Raw genomic sequence first — 17498 nt, forward strand, 5'->3', positions numbered from 1 at the left:
AAGCATATAGAAATAAAACATTTCTCTACATGGATGATTAAAGGAGGATTAAGCGAGATAAAAGGAAAATCCTTTTATTTTTATTGAAAATCCTTGATTGTCAAGGTGAAAGACGGCATCGTCAGATGCCGCCTACTGATAAGTCGTAATCGATGAGCTCGTTTCTCTATACTTTTTACGATATTCATTGGGGCTGTATCCTGTATCCTGTTTGAACAGTTTGGTAAAGTGTGAGTAGTTGGTATACCCCACATGTCCGGCAATGGAATGAATCGATTGTGTGGTGGTCTCCAATAGATGCCTGGCAGCTACAAGACGGATGTGAATAACATAATTGCCGAGGGACATGCCCATCTCTTTCTTGAACAGTCTTGCGAGATAATCAGGGTTCATATAGACCCTGTCTCCAAGGCTATTTCTTGTCAGATCTTCTCCATAGTGGGTGCGTATATAATGGGAGATCTCGTGTACAACCGACGTCGGCTGCTCGGAAACATTCAAATATTCCGCAGCCGTATTGACCAGATAGGCAATGTATGATTGCATATCTTCAATCGAATGCAGAGACTGCATGAACAATTGATCATTCGTACTGCCCATGTACAGCTTGTGGACTTCAATTCCCTTACTTTTCAATTGGGCATAAACAAGCTGCACCAGATCAAGTCGAAGCAGACTGAGAACAGCGGTACCTACGTTGCCTTCATGGACAAGTTGATGCATATAACGACCGGTTTCATCCAGAAAGGATTGGAAACGATTCTCATTCAGCAATTGCTCCAGCAATCCCAGATCAGGCGGGATATAATCTAATTCGGGCTTTTTATAGTTCTCCAGCAAGTAGGTTTGGTTGCGGTGTTTGATTCGCTCTTCATTCATCAACAATAGCTCATTCACCGTATGACGGATTTGCCCGAGCGGCAGGGAGAAGCCGATCGTACAGCAGGCATCCGATTTCAGGTAGTTGTTTACCTCCGGAATGAAGGCGCTGCACATCAATTCGATAAGTTGTACATCCGGTAACCTGTTCCATTTTATAATAACCATCCAGTTATGATCCTTGATCTCGGATATCGCTTCAATAGAGAACAAACGGTTTTGAAACCGTTCAACCATCACGTTCAAACAAGCGTAATCAAACAGGTTTTTGTCGGTTTTGCCCAGCGTACCATCATACGGAAACAGATTAACCAGCATAGGAAGAAATAAATCCGTTGCCTCATAAGGCAGATGCTGCTCAGTCAAAAATGCAGAAACATCAGCGGAGTTGGACAGATAGACTTTACTGGAGATGAGCCTGCGCCAGCTGTCCTCAATAAGCTTGCTTCTATTTTTCTGCCAAAGTTCACCTTCATAAATAGCCTTCTGAATAAACTGCTGATCCTGGGCTTTGGCAACTGCCTTCTGAATAATCAGAGTCAACTTGTCGAATTCGATGGGCTTTAGAAAATAATCAAAGCTTTGCAATTCGATGGCTTTTTGCGCATAGTTGAAGTCGGCATAATTGGTAAGAAAGATCGTTTGTATGTTATACGATTCATCACGGACCCAGGCGAGCAGCTCGAGTCCGCTTCCCTGAGGCATCTCAATATCACAAACAAGAATCTGAACCGGATGATTTTGCAGTACCTCTTTGGCTTGCGCAATATTGTAGGCAGTGAAGATCGTATTAATTCCCAGGGCTCCCCAGTCAATTTTATTCTCCAATGCCATGACAACAAAGTAATCATCATCAACCAGCAATACATTCATGATTTATCACCTCTCCAGTACGCTCTGAATTCAATACCATTTTAGGCAAGGAAAGCGTGATTCGAGCGCCAATTGTGTCGTTTGCAAACGTAATTGCAGCTTCATGCCCGTATAACAGCTCCAAACGTTGAATGGTATTCATAATGCCAATCCGGTTGCCTCCTGTTTGTTCCAGTGCTTCTCCACGGATGAGAGCTTCAAGAATTTCTGTCTTGAATCCAGGTCCCGTATCAGAGATATGGATCAGCACTCGATCACCATTTTCCTGTTGTTCTACATTTACGGATAACGTAATACATAATTCCCGTTCCCGTGAGACTCCGTATTTGACAGCATTTTCGATGAAGGTTTGTATAACCAGTGGTGGAACAGCGATACCTGTGATCGTTTCGCACGTTGCAATACGATAGGAGAACGCATCCCGGTAACGTGATTTCTGGATGTCCAGATACGTTCTCACATGTTCAATTTCGTTCTCCAGCAGAACGAAATTATCTCCGCTTTGAAAGATATAACGGAAATACCGGGACGTGGCGAGTGCCATACTTTCAATCTCCTCAAACATTTGCATCTGTGCCATACTGTACATGCTTGTCAGACAATTAAGGAAAAAGTGAGGTTTGATCTGTAACTTCATATAATCCAAACGTATTTTCTGTTTCTCCAATTCCTGCTCATAGCGATCAATCTTGAAACGCTTAATCTGGCCGACCAGTTCCTTGAATTGTGCATTAACCTGTTCCAGTTCCATAATCCGGCTGCTCTTATGATCTGTCGCCTCATCCCCCTCGTTTATTCGAGCAAGATTTTTGGAAAAACGCTGAATGGGTACAAGGAGATTCTTTCTGAAAAACATAAGGATTGCGCTTAATGAGGAGGTTACAATCAAAAAAAGCAGCATGATGAGCAGCTGAGCCACCATGATTTTCTCAAATGCACCGAATTTGATAACCATGCGTGCACTAAAATCCGCGTTGGAAAAGTCGCTGCTGACAACGCTATTTGACTGGAGCACATCCATGAACGAAGGCTTCGCTTCAACGCTGTTTTCTCCTCTGGCAGGTCCGGAAAGCTGCATGCCATTCACATCCACGAGAGAGGCGTATCCGCTCGCACCCAGATTCATTTGCTGTAACGGAGCGATGAGATCATCTGCGGAGATCAACGCAATAAGATACCTATTGTAGTACGGCACAATATTGATCAGATATGAAGTGCCATTCACGTGAATAGGTGTCCAATGGGAATAGAACTTCTCATATACAGCTTTATCACGAGTAAGAGTAATGATCTGTCTTTTCACTTCAGAATAATCCGAATAAGAGATGCTTATTGGCGCACAGTTGAGGAAGTATTCACTGTTTTCCAAATAATAAAAGAAATTGTACGACTGGCCATAGTTTCGTTGTAATTCGGCAAAAAGCTTATGTAATTTCTCGTTGGACTTCAGAAAAGGAATGCTATTCACACCATACGTATTCATCGTTTCTAGATTTTCGTCATTGGCAAGAGTCCATCCCATGAAATGATTAATGTAGGCAAAATCATGATTAATGCGATTAATGTACAGATCCGTGGTGTCCTGCAAGTATTGGGCGGACTGCTGCCTGACCAAGGAGATGGAAGCGACACTGATGATCAGATCCAGAACAAACACGACAAATGAAATGACGAACATCATGCGAATATAATGCCGAATCGGATAGGGTTTAATGGCGCCCAGGTTTGCCAGAACAATACACCCTTTCTTGAATGCTTCATAATGTAAACGCTTTAATATCTCAGAAATAGTATAAAACCTTTGCTTGAAAAAAACATAAAGATTTGCTTCTTTCGAGTTCAAAAGTCCGGAATACACACATGAAGGTCTGGATTGCAATATGTTTTCTTACGCAAGATTGAGGTTACTCGCTGGCAACCCCAGAAAGGAACATCAGAAGTCCGAATACCGTACGAAGGGGTCCGATAAAGAGAGTGGGAAGCCGTTTATACTGAGGTTATTCCTGAGATGAAAGATTCAAACGGGAAAAAAACATCAGTATATTGGAAGGAGGGAAGAAAGAACTGTGCGGACTTACCCACTATTCTTTGGAAAGACAATGGAAAGAATCAGGCGCAATTGGGGGCTTTACGTTTTACTTTTACCGGCTGTCGTGTTAACACTACTTTTTGCTTATAAGCCAATGTACGGCGTTATTATCGCATTCAAGGATTATAGTCCGGCCTCAGGAATCGGGGGCAGTCCATGGGCGGGATTCAAGTATTTTGAGAAGTTTTTTCATTCCTATCAATTTACGAATACGATACGTAACACACTTATAATCAGCCTGTACAGTTTGGCTACATTTCCTCTACCGATTATGCTTGCATTAATGGTGAACCAGATGAGAGCAGGGAGATTCAAGCGATTTTTCCAGACCGTCTCCTATATGCCCCACTTTATTTCAACGGTAGTCATGGTCGGATTAATGCTAATTCTGTTCTCGCCTAGCACTGGACTGGTTGGCAATATGTATCAGCTGTTTGGAGCACAGGCGCCGGACTTGATGGGCTCATCGGCTCTGTTCAGCAGTGTCTATGTATGGTCTGATGTGTGGCAGCACGTCGGTTGGGACAGCATCATCTATATTGCCGCGTTGTCTGCCGTAGATCCAAGCCTCTATGAAGCGGCAACGGTCGATGGGGCAAGCAGGTGGCACAAGATTCGTTATATTGATATTCCGATGCTTCTGCCGACGGCGATCACGCTGCTCATACTAAGGATGGGCGGACTGCTGGGTGTTGGATTTGAGAAGGTCTATCTTATGCAGAACGACTTGAACATCCTTTCCAGTGAGATTCTGTCTACGTATGTATACAAAATCGGTTTGCTGAGCAGTCAATACAGCTTCTCCTCGGCAATTAACCTGTTTAATACGGTGATTAATTTCATTTTGCTGATTCTGGTGAATCAGTTGTCCAAGAAATACAGTGAGAACAGTCTATGGTGAAGGGGAGAAAAACCAAATGAGCGTTATGGAGACGGCAGCAACCACCAGAACTCCCCGAGTGAAGCGACGATCACGCATGACGGTGGCTGGAGCTATAATGTACGCTTTTGCTATTCTATTTCTGATTGCAATCATGTACCCAATCTATTTTATAGTCATTGCCTCCTTCAGTGATCCCTCTTCTGTGGCTAACGGACAGGTATGGGTCTTTCCCAAAGGCTTTACTCTTGAGGGGTACCAGGAACTGCTGAGGCACGAAAATATATGGATCGGATATCGTAATACCATTCTATACACGGTGGTAGGAACGCTTATCGGACTTGTTGTTAATATTTCGGCGGCTTATGCCTTATCAAGAAAAGATCTGGTTGGACGAAAATTTTTCTCTCTGTTTTTTATTTTTACGATGTTTTTTAGTGGCGGTTTAATTCCAACCTTCCTAACCATTCGCGATTTTCACCTTTACAATACGTTTCTCGTCATGGTACTTCCGTTTTCTGTTGTGGTGTTCGATATGATCGTCGCCCGGACATTCTTTCAGACCAGCATTCCTGGGGATCTATGGGAGGCAGCCCAGATCGATGGCTGTGGTAATCTGCGGTATTTTGTGCTGGTTGTACTGCCGTTGTCCAAAGCAATCATCGCAGTTTTGGGGCTGTGGATTGCCGTAGGGTATTGGAATTCATATTTTAATGCCCTCATCTATCTGAAAGATCCTAACCTGTATCCGCTTCAATTGATTCTGCGTAACATTCTCATTACGAATCAGATGCAGTCGGGCATGGGAACCGGGGAGGCAGCACAAGTCGCCTTGCGTCTTGCAAATCTAATGAGGTATTCCGTGATTATTATCGCCACGATTCCGATCATGTGTGTCTATCCGTTCATCCAAAAGTATTTCAATCAGGGGGTGATGATCGGCGCAGTGAAGGAATAAGGCAGATGTCATTCATTACGAATCAAGGAGGGTCCCACATGGGGAAGAAGATAAGTAAGAAGTTTTTCACCAAAATAAATAGTTTGCTGCTTGTTACAGTGATGCTGGTAAGCGTTGTTGGATGCAGCAGTGGTAATAGCAGCGAGGTTGCAGAGACTCCAATATCAAGCGATTTTAATAAAGAAGGACTGCCGATTGTCAATAATCCGGTAACACTCAAAGTACTAACGGTGCGCTGGGGGAACATGGGTGACACCTTCACCCAGAACCAATGGCTTAAGGATTTGGAGAAGGAGACCAACGTGAAAATTGAGTGGCAGGTCATGTCCTCTAATGACTGGGGTGAGCAGAAATCGATTATGCTTGCGAGTGGTACGCTTCCGGATATTATTCTGGGGGATCAGGTGTTCAGCGATTCGGACATTGTCAATAACCTGAGCTATTTCCGTCCGCTGGATGAATACATCGATTCGTATATGCCTAACTTGAAGGCGGCGATGGAAGAGACGCCAGACATGAAGAAAATAAGCACATTTCCTGACGGCAAAATTTACTCTATGCCTACCCGATTACCTTCCCGTCCGAAGAGCAGGAATCAACCTGTAATCAACAAGGCATGGCTCGATAAACTAGGGTTGAAGGCACCTACAACCACAGAAGAACTGTATCAGGTATTGAAAGCGTTTAAGGAGAAAGATCCAAACGGAAACGGGAAACCGGATGAAATTCCATACACGGAAACGGGTCTGAATATGGACTTTCTGAATCCGTTCGGGATCACGGATATTAATGCGAGCAGCATGATCATTCAGGATGGCAAACCAGTCTATTTTCCGACAACGGACGCTTATAAAGAAGCTCTTATTTACACACACCAATTGTATTCAGAAGGTTTGATCGATCAGGAATTGTTCACCCAAGACAACACCATGACCTCAGCCAAATGGCAAAATGCAGACATTCCCATTGTCGGCTTCAGTAACCAATGGACCCCTGATGCGGTGTTTGGCAAGTGGAGCGACCAGTATGAAGCGATTGCGCCTATTGCCGGACCTGATGGCAAACGTTATCAGCCAGGTGACCCTGGCGGCATGAATCTGGCACGTAATGAATTGCTCATTACAAGTTCTTGTGCGGTTCCGGAAGTAGCAGCACGCTGGGCCGATCAATTCTATACGAATGAAGCTAGCATTCAGAATTTCTGGGGTGCGATCGGAACTGTTATTGAGAAAAATGATGATGGCACCTACACACTTATGGATCCTCCTGCAGGCACAAGCGCCGATGCCTGGTACTGGGATCAATCGCTGCGCGATTTTGGGCCTAAATATGTAAGCCCTCCCTTTGAAAAAAACATCAAGCTCAATCCAGAGGCGGGAGACGGACTCAAACTGCAAATCGATCAGTTGGGCAGCGCAGATGTGACAACGCCTTATCCTAAGGTCATGTACAATGCAGAAGAGTTTCAGGAGCTGCCAACGCTGACAACGGATATTGATGGTTATGTGGCAACGATGCGTGCCCAATGGGTAACGAAAGGTGGCATTGAAGAGGGGTGGGATGCTTATGTCAAAAAGCTGAATGACATGGGTCTTGAACGGTTGGTGACCATCCGTAATGATGCTTACGAGCGTTATATGAACGTTAAATAAGCTGAAATTTAGTTTCACCTTTTTTTGAAAAAAATTATGCTATATAACCCGCAGGAACTTCCATGCGTTAAAGGTGAGGCAGAGCCGACTGATCTTATGAAACGGAGTGCTCGCTTAAAAGCTTTCTGAAAGAATGTTGCATCGGAAGCATAAGCTTCACCGGATATTCCCTTTGAGAAGGGGATTCAAAAAATCCGGGGATATCAGCGATCGAAGATGGTACTGCGCTCGTAATGACCCAGAGAATGTTTTAAGTAGCGGTTTATATAGCATCCTGAGGAGGAATTAAATGCGCAGCAAATACATTGTATGGTCACTCGTATTAACGATGCTGGTCTCCAACGTATTCCTGAATGTAGGATTTCCTGCCAAAGTTTCGGCTGCTGGTGGGGAGAATTTTGCACTGGGTAAACAGGTTACCGCAAGCAGCTATAACCAAACGTACAGCCCGGCCCATGTGATTGATAATAATCAGACGACGTATTGGGAGAGTGCAAACAACGCCTTTCCGCAATGGATTCAAGTGGATCTTGGAGCAAATACGACTATTGAACAAATCAACTTGAAGCTGCCTTCAGCTTGGGAAACCCGCTCACAGACGATCACCATCCAAGGAAGCAGTAACGGTTCAACGTTCACAGATATCGTTGCTTCCAAGGACTATATATTTGATCCATCCCTGGCAGAGAATACGACTACGATTAATTTTGAAGCAAAAGAAACACGATATGTTCGTCTCATGGTGACCGGAAATACTGAATGGCCCGCTGCTCAATTGTCTGAATTTGAAATTTACGGTCCACCTTCGCAGGTACCCAATCCTGAACCGACTGAACCCGGAGCGCCTGTGGAAGGAACGAATATTGCAATCGGTAAAGTAATCACGGCATCTTCCAGCAGTCAGTCTTATGTCGCTGCGAATGCAAACGATAATAATATCTATACGTACTGGGAGGGAGGCAGCAATCCGAGCACGCTGACGCTGGACCTTGGTTCCAATCATCAGATTACAGCCATTGTACTGAGACTAAACCCGGATCCGATTTGGAGTACACGAACGCAGACGATTCAAGTACTTGGACATAACCAGGACACAACCACTTTCAGCAATTTGGTGTCTGCCCAATCGTACACGTTTAATCCAGCTTCAGGTAACAACGTGAAGATTCCCGTTCCAGCAACGGTGAAACGTCTGCAATTAAACATTACAGCGAACTCGGGCGCACCAGCTGGTCAAATTGCTGAATTTCAGGTATTTGGCACCGCTGCACCGAATCCCGACTTGACGATTACAGGCATGTCCTGGACGCCTTCTTCACCTGTGGAGAACAGTCCAATCACGCTGAATGCCATAGTTAAAAACATGGGCTCTGCTGCATCTCCGGCATCTATCGTCAACTTTTATCTGAATAATGAGCTGGCTGGTTCTGCATCTGTAAATGCTCTTCAGGCCGGGGCTTCAACAACAGTATCGCTTAACGCCGGCAACCGGACCGCCGCATCATATACGCTAAGCGCGAAGGTGGATGAGAAAAATCAGATCATCGAAGAGAATGAAAGTAACAACCACTATACGCATTCATCTGCTCTGATCATTGCACCAATTACAAGCTCGGATCTGGTAGGAACAGTCTCTTGGAGTCCGAGCAATCCTACCGCAAACAGCACGGTAGCTTTTACTGTTAATCTGAAAAATCAGGGAAATCAGGCTTCAGCAGGCGGTGTGCACGGTGTTACAGTTGGACTCAAAAATGCTGCCGGAGCAACGATTCAGACGTACTCTGGCTCGTATAACGGTGTGTTGGCTCCGGGTGCATCCGTCAATGTCAATGTCGGCAGCTGGACAGCTGCAAACGGTAACTATAATGTGACAACGACCGTTGCCGCTGATAGTAATGAAGCCCAGGTAAAACAATCGAACAACGTATCGACAACCGCTCTGACTGTATATTCTGCCCGCGGAGCGAGCATGCCGTACACTAGGTACGATACGGATGATGCTACTCGTGGAGGTAGTGCAACGCTGAAGTCAGCACCAACTTTTGACCAGGCATTAACTGCGTCGGAAGCCTCGGGGCAGAAGTATATTGCCCTGCCAACCAATGATTCCTACGCACAATGGACGGTCAGACAAGGCGAAGGCGGCGCCGGAGTTACCATGCGATTTACGATGCCGGATTCGGCAGACGGTATGGGACTGGATGGATCGCTGGATGTGTATGTAAATGACAGCAAGGTCAAAACCGTTCCCCTGACCTCTTATTACAACTGGCAGTATTTCTCTAGTGATCATCCGGGAGATACGCCAAGCGCAGGACGTCCATTGTTCCGTTTTGACGAAGTTCACTGGAAACTGGATACACCTCTGAAAGCTGGAGACACGATTCGTATTCAAAAGACCAATGGGGATAGCCTTGAATATGGCGTTGATTTTCTTGAAATTGAATCTGTACCTGCTGCAATCTCGCGTCCGGCCAACGCTGTTTCTGTAACCGATTTTGGTGCGGTGGCTAACGATGGAAAGGATGACCTTGCCGCATTTGAAGCAGCCGTTCAATCCGCCGTTTCTACAGGAAAAACGTTATATATCCCAGAAGGTACATTCCATCTGGGCAACATGTGGAAGATTGGAACGCCAACAAACATGATTAATAACCTCACTGTGGTTGGTGCAGGTATTTGGCACACAAATATTCAATTCACCAATCCGAATGCAGCATCGGGTGGTATTTCTTTCCGCGTGCAAGGCAAACTGGATTTTAGCAATGTCTATATGAACTCCATGCTTCGCTCACGCTATAGTGAGAACGCAGTCTACAAGGGCTTTATGGACAATTTTGGTAAAAACTCAAAGGTCAGCAATGTTTGGGTTGAGCATTTTGAATGCGGGTTCTGGGTAGGGGATTATGCACACACACCAGCGATCATCGCCGATGGCTTGGTAATTGAGAACAGTCGTATTCGGAATAACCTTGCTGATGGTGTCAATTTTGCCCAAGGCACGAGCAACTCGGCAGTGCGCAATAGCAGTGTTCGCAACAACGGCGATGATGGTCTGGCCGTATGGACCAGTAACGTGAATGGTGCCCCTGCAGGAGTGAACAACACCTTTTCGTTCAACACCATCGAGAACAACTGGCGTGCAGCGGGAATCGCCTTTTTTGGAGGTAGCGGACATAAGGCCACCAACAATCTGATTATTGATACAGTTGGCGGTTCAGCAATCCGAATGAATACCGTCTTTCCGGGGTACCATTTCCAAAACAACACAGGCATTCAGTTCTCGGATACCACGATTATTAATAGTGGTACCAGCAAGGATCTGTATAACGGGGAACGCGGAGCGATCGATCTGGAAGCTTCCAATGATGCCATTAAGAATGTAACCTTTACGAACATCGATATTCTCAATACACAGAGGAGTGCCATTCAATTCGGCTACGGCGGTGGTTTCGAGAACATAGTGTTTAACAACATCAATATTAATGGTACCGGTCTAGATGGAATTGAGACATCGCGCTTCACAACGCCGCACAAAGGAGCAGCGATATATACGTATACCGGCAATGGTTCAGCAACGTTTAACCATCTGATAACGAGCAACATTGCGAACCCCAATGTACATCAGATTCAAAATGGATTCAATTTGATTATCCAATAGATGTTATTCGTGCAGAGGAGGGAGCTCATCGAGCTCCCTTTTCCTTATTATGACAAGCGTATTGATAAAAACAGACAGCATATATGGCAAGGAAGGTGGATTTAATCAATAAGTGTACTATAATAATGGAAATTAAATGAGGGATGGTGTTTCTCCATTGAAAACTATTTATTGCGATCTGGAAATTACCTTAGATGTCATTGGTGGGAAGTGGAGACCTCTTATTCTGTATTACTTAATAAAAGGACCTAAACGGACCGGTGAATTGAAAAGGCTCATACCATCCATTTCTCAGAAAATGTTAGTACAGTCGCTGCGGGAGTTGGAGAGTAATCATTTGATTATAAGAAAAGCGTACAATCAGGTACCACCAAAAGTGGAATATGCAATATCAGAAATGGGTATGTCCCTTGAACCTACTTTGCGAGCTCTTTGTGATTGGGGTCAGGATTATGTAGAGAAGACATTGAACAAGGATGAATATCGAAGATTAAATATAGAATAGAGTAGACAGTTAGAACTTCGATTATCCTATCGAAAATACCGTGAATCGAATGTATGATCCTCACTCTTCAATTCCATAGTAGAAGCATGCAGGCAAATCCAAGGCACGCCATAACAGTAGGGTGAATATGAAAGCTGTAACGTTTAATGGCATGAAGAACATTTCAACAACTGCAGTTCTCTCCCTCTCGATTGATTAGATACATGATATGGATCATAGGATTTAAGTATGCATTCGATCCCAGGCTTCCGCGATCTTATCGAAATCAAACTCACCGGTTATTTTCTGGTAGCGCGAGGATTTACCCCACTCATGATTGAACAAGGAAACGGACGAATCATTAACATCTCAATGAATCATGAGACCATGAAAAGAAAGGGTTTTGTTCCGTACGGTCCGTCGCGTGCCGCAACAGAATCGCTGTCAGCGATCATGGCAGAGGATCTTAAGGAATCTGGAATTTCGGTCAATATGTTGTTTCCGGGCGGAGCAACGGCGACGGGCATGATTCCGGATGATCTGCGCAGCGAGATCGAGGCGAATGCTTCCTCTATAAGTCATATTGAAAGTCGCTATTTTAGCGGCTTTTTTGTTATATCAGTACAAGTTATATTTCGTTAGGCGAATGATGTGGATCATATGAGAATAGACCACTAAACCATTTCCATTTTAATCCAAGGATAGTAAAATCGGTTGTACCACCACTAGTAGGAATGCTGGGACAGATGGGAATTGGAGAAGGCAAGTATCGAAAGGAGGCGCTTAGGTATTCATGTTTCGAAGTCCTTATATTTTAGCCTTGTTGATGATGTGTCTGATGTCAGGCCTGACTGCTTGTTCTGAGTCAGAGCAATCGGAAGATAGGGATGCTTTGACAAAGGCTGACTTCACGGAGCAGATACAGAGCCCTAATATGGAAGAACCATCATGGAAGCTGGATACCACCCCCGTCAATCTAACGTGGTTCGTTGGAGCCGAATGGTACGGGCACACTTGGGGGGAGAGCCTGACTTCCAAATATGTCACCCAAAAAACAGGGGTCAATATCGAATTCGAAGTAGCAACTGGTGAACCAAGCGAGATGTTATCACGGATGTTGACGACCGGTAGTCTGCCGGATTTGATAACCATCGGCTCCTGGGAAAGTGCGGTTAACAAACTTCGAGAGAGTCATCTCATCTATGCCCTGGATGAGTTAGCCAACCAGTATGATCCTTACTTTTACAAGGTAGCAAGTGATGGTGCTCTACAATGGTATCGGCAGGAAGACGGCCATACCTATGTTATTCCCAATGATGCGTACAGTCCCGAACAGATGCGTTCAACCGGCTTGACGGGAGCAAACCAAACCTTTCTCGTACGTAAAGATCTGTATGAGTCGATGGGCAAACCGGACCTTAGCACACCGAAAGGTTTTCTAAATGCACTACAGTTGCTAAAGAATCAATATTCGGTCTATAAAGGCCAGCTGATCAGTCCATTTTGGGCACAGGGGAATGCTTCCTATGGGATGACTGAATATTTGCAAAATCTGCTTGCGATCCCCCATGAGCAGAACGGTAAAGTATACGACCGAATGACAGATCCCGATTATATCGAGTGGTTGAAAACGTTTCGTACCGCTTACGAGCAGGGCCTGATTAATTTTGATTTTCTGGTCGACTCCAGTGCACAGGTGCAGGAAAAAACCAACCATGCCCAATATTTTATGATGATCCGGGAATGGACAGACATATCCGACCTCAATTCGAAATTGGAAGTACTTACGAACCAGAATTCATACTATATCGCTGTAGATGGCCCCCGGAACAGCAGGGGAGAATCCGCCAAACTGTTCCCCGGCAGCATGGACGGCTGGATGGTTACGATGATTAGCAGATCCACGAAAAACCCTGAACGAGCCATCCGATTTTTGACCTATCTGGCCAGCGAAGAAGGCCAACGGGATTTATTTTTGGGCAAAGAAGGTGAAACCTGGACGATGGAGAACGGTAAACCGCAGTTAAAGGCGGCAATGGTCCAGTTGCATGACAAGGATCGGGAGCGGCTGGAAAAGGAATATGGCATAATGGATACCTACTGGATGCTGAGAAATCCTGCTTTCGTTAACCCGTGGAGACCAGAGCATACCCCATCCATTAAGCAAATGGAGGAGTTCGCCAACCAACAGGCCGATCTGGACAGCTGTATCTATAAGGGATTAGATCCTGTAGGTGATTCCGATATAGCGTTAGCCTGGTCACGTATTTCTCAGAATTGGGAAGAAGTACTGCCAGAACTGATTACAGCGAAGGATGAAGCTGCCTTTGACAAAATTTTTGAAAATTTTCTGATCCGTCGTGTGAACTACGGCTTCAACCAGGTGATGGAATATCGCCAGGCTGAACTGGAACTGCGGAAAACCAAGATAGCCAGATAACCATTTCCTAATACATTATTACACTCGTAATATAGGGTATAACAAAGGTGGTGAATACATCAGAATGAAATACCTACTGACGAGATTGAGGAAGCTTTATCGCAATGCCCGTATATCCCAGAAGCTGTTTCTGGCATTTAGCCTGATGATTGCCATACCGGTTATTTTGATATCCTTTGTGTATATCCGCATGCAAGAAACGCAGCTATATAAGGACGCTATGGCAACGGGCAACAGCCATGTTTCATGGCTGAATGAACAATTGCGCAGAAGAATGGATATGATTGAGAACGCTTCCAATACAGCCCTCACTCAAAAGTCATTTGTGGATTTTATTCATTCCAATATGCTTGTGGATGGACTACGCTTGGTAAAGTTTAAGCAAAATCAATTTGAGCAAATGCTCAATATTATTCAAAGCAATGCGATGATCAGTGAGCTTAGCTTTTACGTCGATAACCCAAACCTGTATGAAATCTGGCCTGAAATCTATCATTATCAGAAATTTTGGCCGCAGGATTACTGGACAAAGCTTCGGGATGAAGGTGGTGCGGCTTACCGTTTATTTTCTTTTAGGGATGGTGAACACACCTTATCCTACTATCGTCTGGTTCGCCTTCAAGGGCAGGAACAAAAACGCCCTAGTATTATGGAAGTGCGAGTCCCGCACAGCATGTTTTTCAGCGACCTGCTCCAGGAGAGCAAGGGGGACTTCTTTTCGGTGTTGATGAACGCAAGCGATCCTCCCCAGTATGTTTACAACCCGCAGCATGAGTTTTCTGAAAAGTACGGGCAGGGGCTGGAGGAGATCCTTGGCAGTATTCATCGCCAGCTCGATATATCGCAGCAGGAAAGCCCACTTCAGGTTAAAGTAGGAGATCAGAGCTACTATGCATTGTATCGATACATCGCTCCGTTGAACACTTATGTGGTCGATATTGCTTCTCATCAGGCATTGATGAAGGGGCCGCGCAGTTGGTATGCATTTGTGGTAACGATTACATTATGTGTATTGCTGCTGATTATGTTACTCGTATCCCAAACGACGCAGCGTATTTTCCGACGGTTGGACAGCGTACTGGTATCCATGCGTCAGGTACGGAAAGGCGAGCTGGATGCAATGATTGATACAGGCCTTGATGAGAATGAAAGAGGAGATGAAATCGATGAGGTGGCGGTGAATTACAATAAAATGTTACATGAGGTCAAACGTCTAATGACACAGGTCGTGGATAAGCAGTTAATTGCGAAAAACGCACAGCTTCACTCCCTGCATTCGCAGATTAACTCCCATTTTTTATATAACGCCCTGGAATCGATCCGCATGGTGGCAGAGGTACAGAGGCAGCCTGCTATAGCCAATTCATTGGTGTCGCTCGGCTCCCAGCTGCGCTACAGTATGCAGTGGCGTAGCGATACCGTTGCTTTTCGGGAGGAGCTTGCCAATATCCAAAGTTATATTGAATTTATCAACTTTATGGAAGGCGGCAGTATCGTTATGACGGCAGATCTTCCTCAGGAGATACTTCGCTACGCCATTCCCAAAATGTGTATGCAGCCCATCGTTGAAAATGCAATTCATCACGGGGCACCTTCGGGCGGCGGGGTAGCTATAGAGATTACCTTTTCTGTGGAGGATGACAGTCTACTTTTCATTAACATTAGAGATGACGGAGAGGGGTTAGAACCTGAGACGTTACATCGTCTTCAGGCGGTACTGCGGAGCGAATCAGATACGCCGATGGTTACTCGCAGGAGCGGACTTGGTTTGGAAAATGTGAATAAGCGGTTGCAGCTTCATTATGGCAAGAATTGCGGTCTTTGGATTGAGAGTGTGCAAGGTGCATATACCTGTGTAACGATACGTTTGCCTTGGGAAAATGAAAATCTCGGAGGGTGGTAGAGCATGATTAATATCCTGATTGTGGACGATCAAAAACACATTCGCGACGGTCTGCAGGCCATGTTGCATCAATTTCCTCTGGAGCTGAACAACATATACTGTGCCGCGAGCGGGATTGAGGCGCTGACCCTATTGCGGCAGCACTGCATTCACATCGTTATTACCGATATCAGGATGCCGGATATGGATGGGTTGGCACTTATGGCTCAAACCAAAGAGGAATCCATAGATGTGGAATACCTTATTATCAGCGGTTATAGTGATTTTACATATGCCCAAAAAGCGATCGGGCTTGGTGCAAAAGGCTACTTGCTAAAACCTTTGAAACGAGAGGATCTGAAAAATTCCCTGGAGCATGTATGGCAGGAGATCCAGACACGGCAGGCACTTACGCATAATATGCAGCATGTTTCCCGTCTAGCCCAAGAGACTAATCGTAAAGAATTAAGAATGTTTATGCAAGGTGCGTTAAGTGATGATGCATGGATTGTTCAGATTGAGGAACAACATGATGCGTTATGGCGAAATTATCGCCTGGCCCTGCTGCGGGAAGAAGTTTACGTGAACCAGCCCGGAGCCAGCAGCGCCCATAGCATGGAAGCCGTTGCTTATCGGGTGTTTGGCAGACAAGGTTGTATTTGCCTGCAGCATCGCCCATACCTGATCCTTGCTGTGGATGCGTCCATAGATCCAAGTGTTTTGCCTGCAGCGCTCAAGGAAGCAAAGATCGCTTCCATAACGGCCATGACTAATCCGATTTCGGGGTTAAAAGCACTACCAGACAGCTATACCCAAGTGCTTGAGCTCTATCGCCACAGTTACCTGTTTCCTGATCAGTACAGTATCTTCCCAGCGCATATCGAGCATATGGAGCAGCAGTGGCAGCTTCCCTATGAAGACTTATATGAACTTTTCCAGTCAGTTGGAACAGATAACAGTGCAACCATTACTCAGGGTATTTCTGCAATATTTCACAAAAAGGTGCTGCAACGCTATCCTATTCGCTATACCCAACACCTCTGCGCCGCCACCGTTCAGATGATGAAGGAATACGAACAGGTTATCCGCCCTTATATGGGGGAAGAAAAGCTGGACCTTGAATCATTGCGTAATCTCTTTGATTATCCAGGGATGCGTGATTATATACAAGCACTGCAACAACAGCTGCTTCGGCTGAATCAGTTCTATTATGACTATAAGTGCAGCTATCGTCATTCGCAGGATCTAAATGAAGCCATTCGTTTTATCCACGAGAGTTACCACAAACCGCTGGACCTCGCGATGGTATCCAATCATGTATCGCTTAATTATGCTTATTTTTCAAATCTGTTTAAGAAGAATATTGGTAAAGGTTTTGCTGAATACCTACGAGATGTGCGTCTGGATAAAGCGCGGCGGCTTCTCGCCGAAACCGATTATAAAATTGTTGAGGTGGCTGCTATGGTAGGCTATGAAAGCTACAAAAGCTTTACACGCGCATTCCGACTTGTGATGCAGATCCAACCCACAGAGTACCGACAGATGATGCGGCAGAGGGCAGATTGAATCAAAATCCAAAAAATTGGGATACCACAAAAACAATTGTACCTTTTCAGCAATTTATCCTATTCGATAGAATAAAGACATCCCTCATGTAAGCGATTACCTTAATACGCATGGATTGGGAGAATCTATTATTC

At 45.0% G+C, this 17498-nt stretch carries 11 protein-coding genes; 9 read left to right on the top strand and 2 right to left on the bottom strand.

All coding sequences use genetic code 11. The features are described from left to right. Positions 1-132: 132 nt before the first annotated feature. Both CHH60_RS03250 and CHH60_RS03255 read right to left on the bottom strand, forming a co-directional pair. A complete protein-coding gene (locus CHH60_RS03250) occupies positions 133-1752 on the bottom strand; it encodes a response regulator (protein ID WP_095357878.1) in 1620 nt (539 codons plus the stop codon). Continuing rightward, entirely contained in the window at positions 1733-3433 is a 1701-nt protein-coding gene (locus CHH60_RS03255; protein WP_341175233.1) for a sensor histidine kinase, read from the bottom strand. Before CHH60_RS03255 ends, CHH60_RS03250 begins: the two co-directional genes overlap by 20 nt. Before the next feature lie 418 nt (positions 3434-3851). On the opposite strand from CHH60_RS03255, the gene CHH60_RS03260 reads away from it, so the two are divergent. The 9 genes from CHH60_RS03260 (at position 3852) to CHH60_RS03300 (ending at position 17364) form a co-directional block, all read left to right on the top strand. Next, positions 3852-4742: an ABC transporter permease gene (locus CHH60_RS03260; protein WP_095357948.1), complete on the top strand. Its 891-nt coding sequence runs from the start codon at positions 3852-3854 to the stop codon at positions 4740-4742. 76 nt (positions 4743-4818) lie between these two features. Beyond that, positions 4819-5679, top strand: coding sequence for a carbohydrate ABC transporter permease (locus CHH60_RS03265; protein ID WP_255247813.1), 861 nt, complete (start codon positions 4819-4821; stop codon positions 5677-5679). Positions 5680-5717: 38 nt separating this feature from the next. Next, positions 5718-7331 carry an extracellular solute-binding protein gene (locus CHH60_RS03270; RefSeq protein WP_095357879.1) on the top strand — a complete coding sequence of 538 codons (1614 nt, stop codon included), beginning with the start codon at positions 5718-5720 and terminating at the stop codon, positions 7329-7331. A 289-nt stretch (positions 7332-7620) separates the two neighbouring features. After that, positions 7621-10992, top strand: coding sequence for a discoidin domain-containing protein (locus CHH60_RS03275; RefSeq protein ID WP_095357880.1), 3372 nt, complete (start codon positions 7621-7623; stop codon positions 10990-10992). A gap of 157 nt (positions 10993-11149) precedes the next feature. Beyond that, on the top strand, positions 11150-11497 hold the full coding sequence (locus CHH60_RS03280) for a winged helix-turn-helix transcriptional regulator (RefSeq protein WP_095357881.1): 348 nt from the start codon (positions 11150-11152) through the stop codon (positions 11495-11497). A gap of 228 nt (positions 11498-11725) precedes the next feature. Next, positions 11726-12118 (top strand): SDR family NAD(P)-dependent oxidoreductase, encoded by a 393-nt coding sequence (locus tag CHH60_RS03285; protein ID WP_255247803.1) that lies wholly within the window; start codon positions 11726-11728, stop codon positions 12116-12118. 151 nt (positions 12119-12269) lie between these two features. Beyond that, the gene (locus CHH60_RS03290; protein ID WP_095357882.1) at positions 12270-13916 is read left to right on the top strand and encodes an extracellular solute-binding protein; all 1647 of its coding nucleotides are present in this window, start codon (positions 12270-12272) and stop codon (positions 13914-13916) included. Between the two features lie 64 nt (positions 13917-13980). Next, positions 13981-15819: a sensor histidine kinase gene (locus CHH60_RS03295; RefSeq protein WP_095357883.1), complete on the top strand. Its 1839-nt coding sequence runs from the start codon at positions 13981-13983 to the stop codon at positions 15817-15819. 3 nt (positions 15820-15822) lie between these two features. After that, positions 15823-17364 carry a response regulator gene (locus CHH60_RS03300; protein WP_095357884.1) on the top strand — a complete coding sequence of 514 codons (1542 nt, stop codon included), beginning with the start codon at positions 15823-15825 and terminating at the stop codon, positions 17362-17364. The last annotated feature ends 134 nt before the right edge of the window (positions 17365-17498 follow it).

The organism is Paenibacillus sp. 7523-1, from assembly GCF_002276415.1.
In the GTDB taxonomy this organism is placed as follows: domain Bacteria; phylum Bacillota; class Bacilli; order Paenibacillales; family Paenibacillaceae; genus Paenibacillus; species Paenibacillus illinoisensis_A.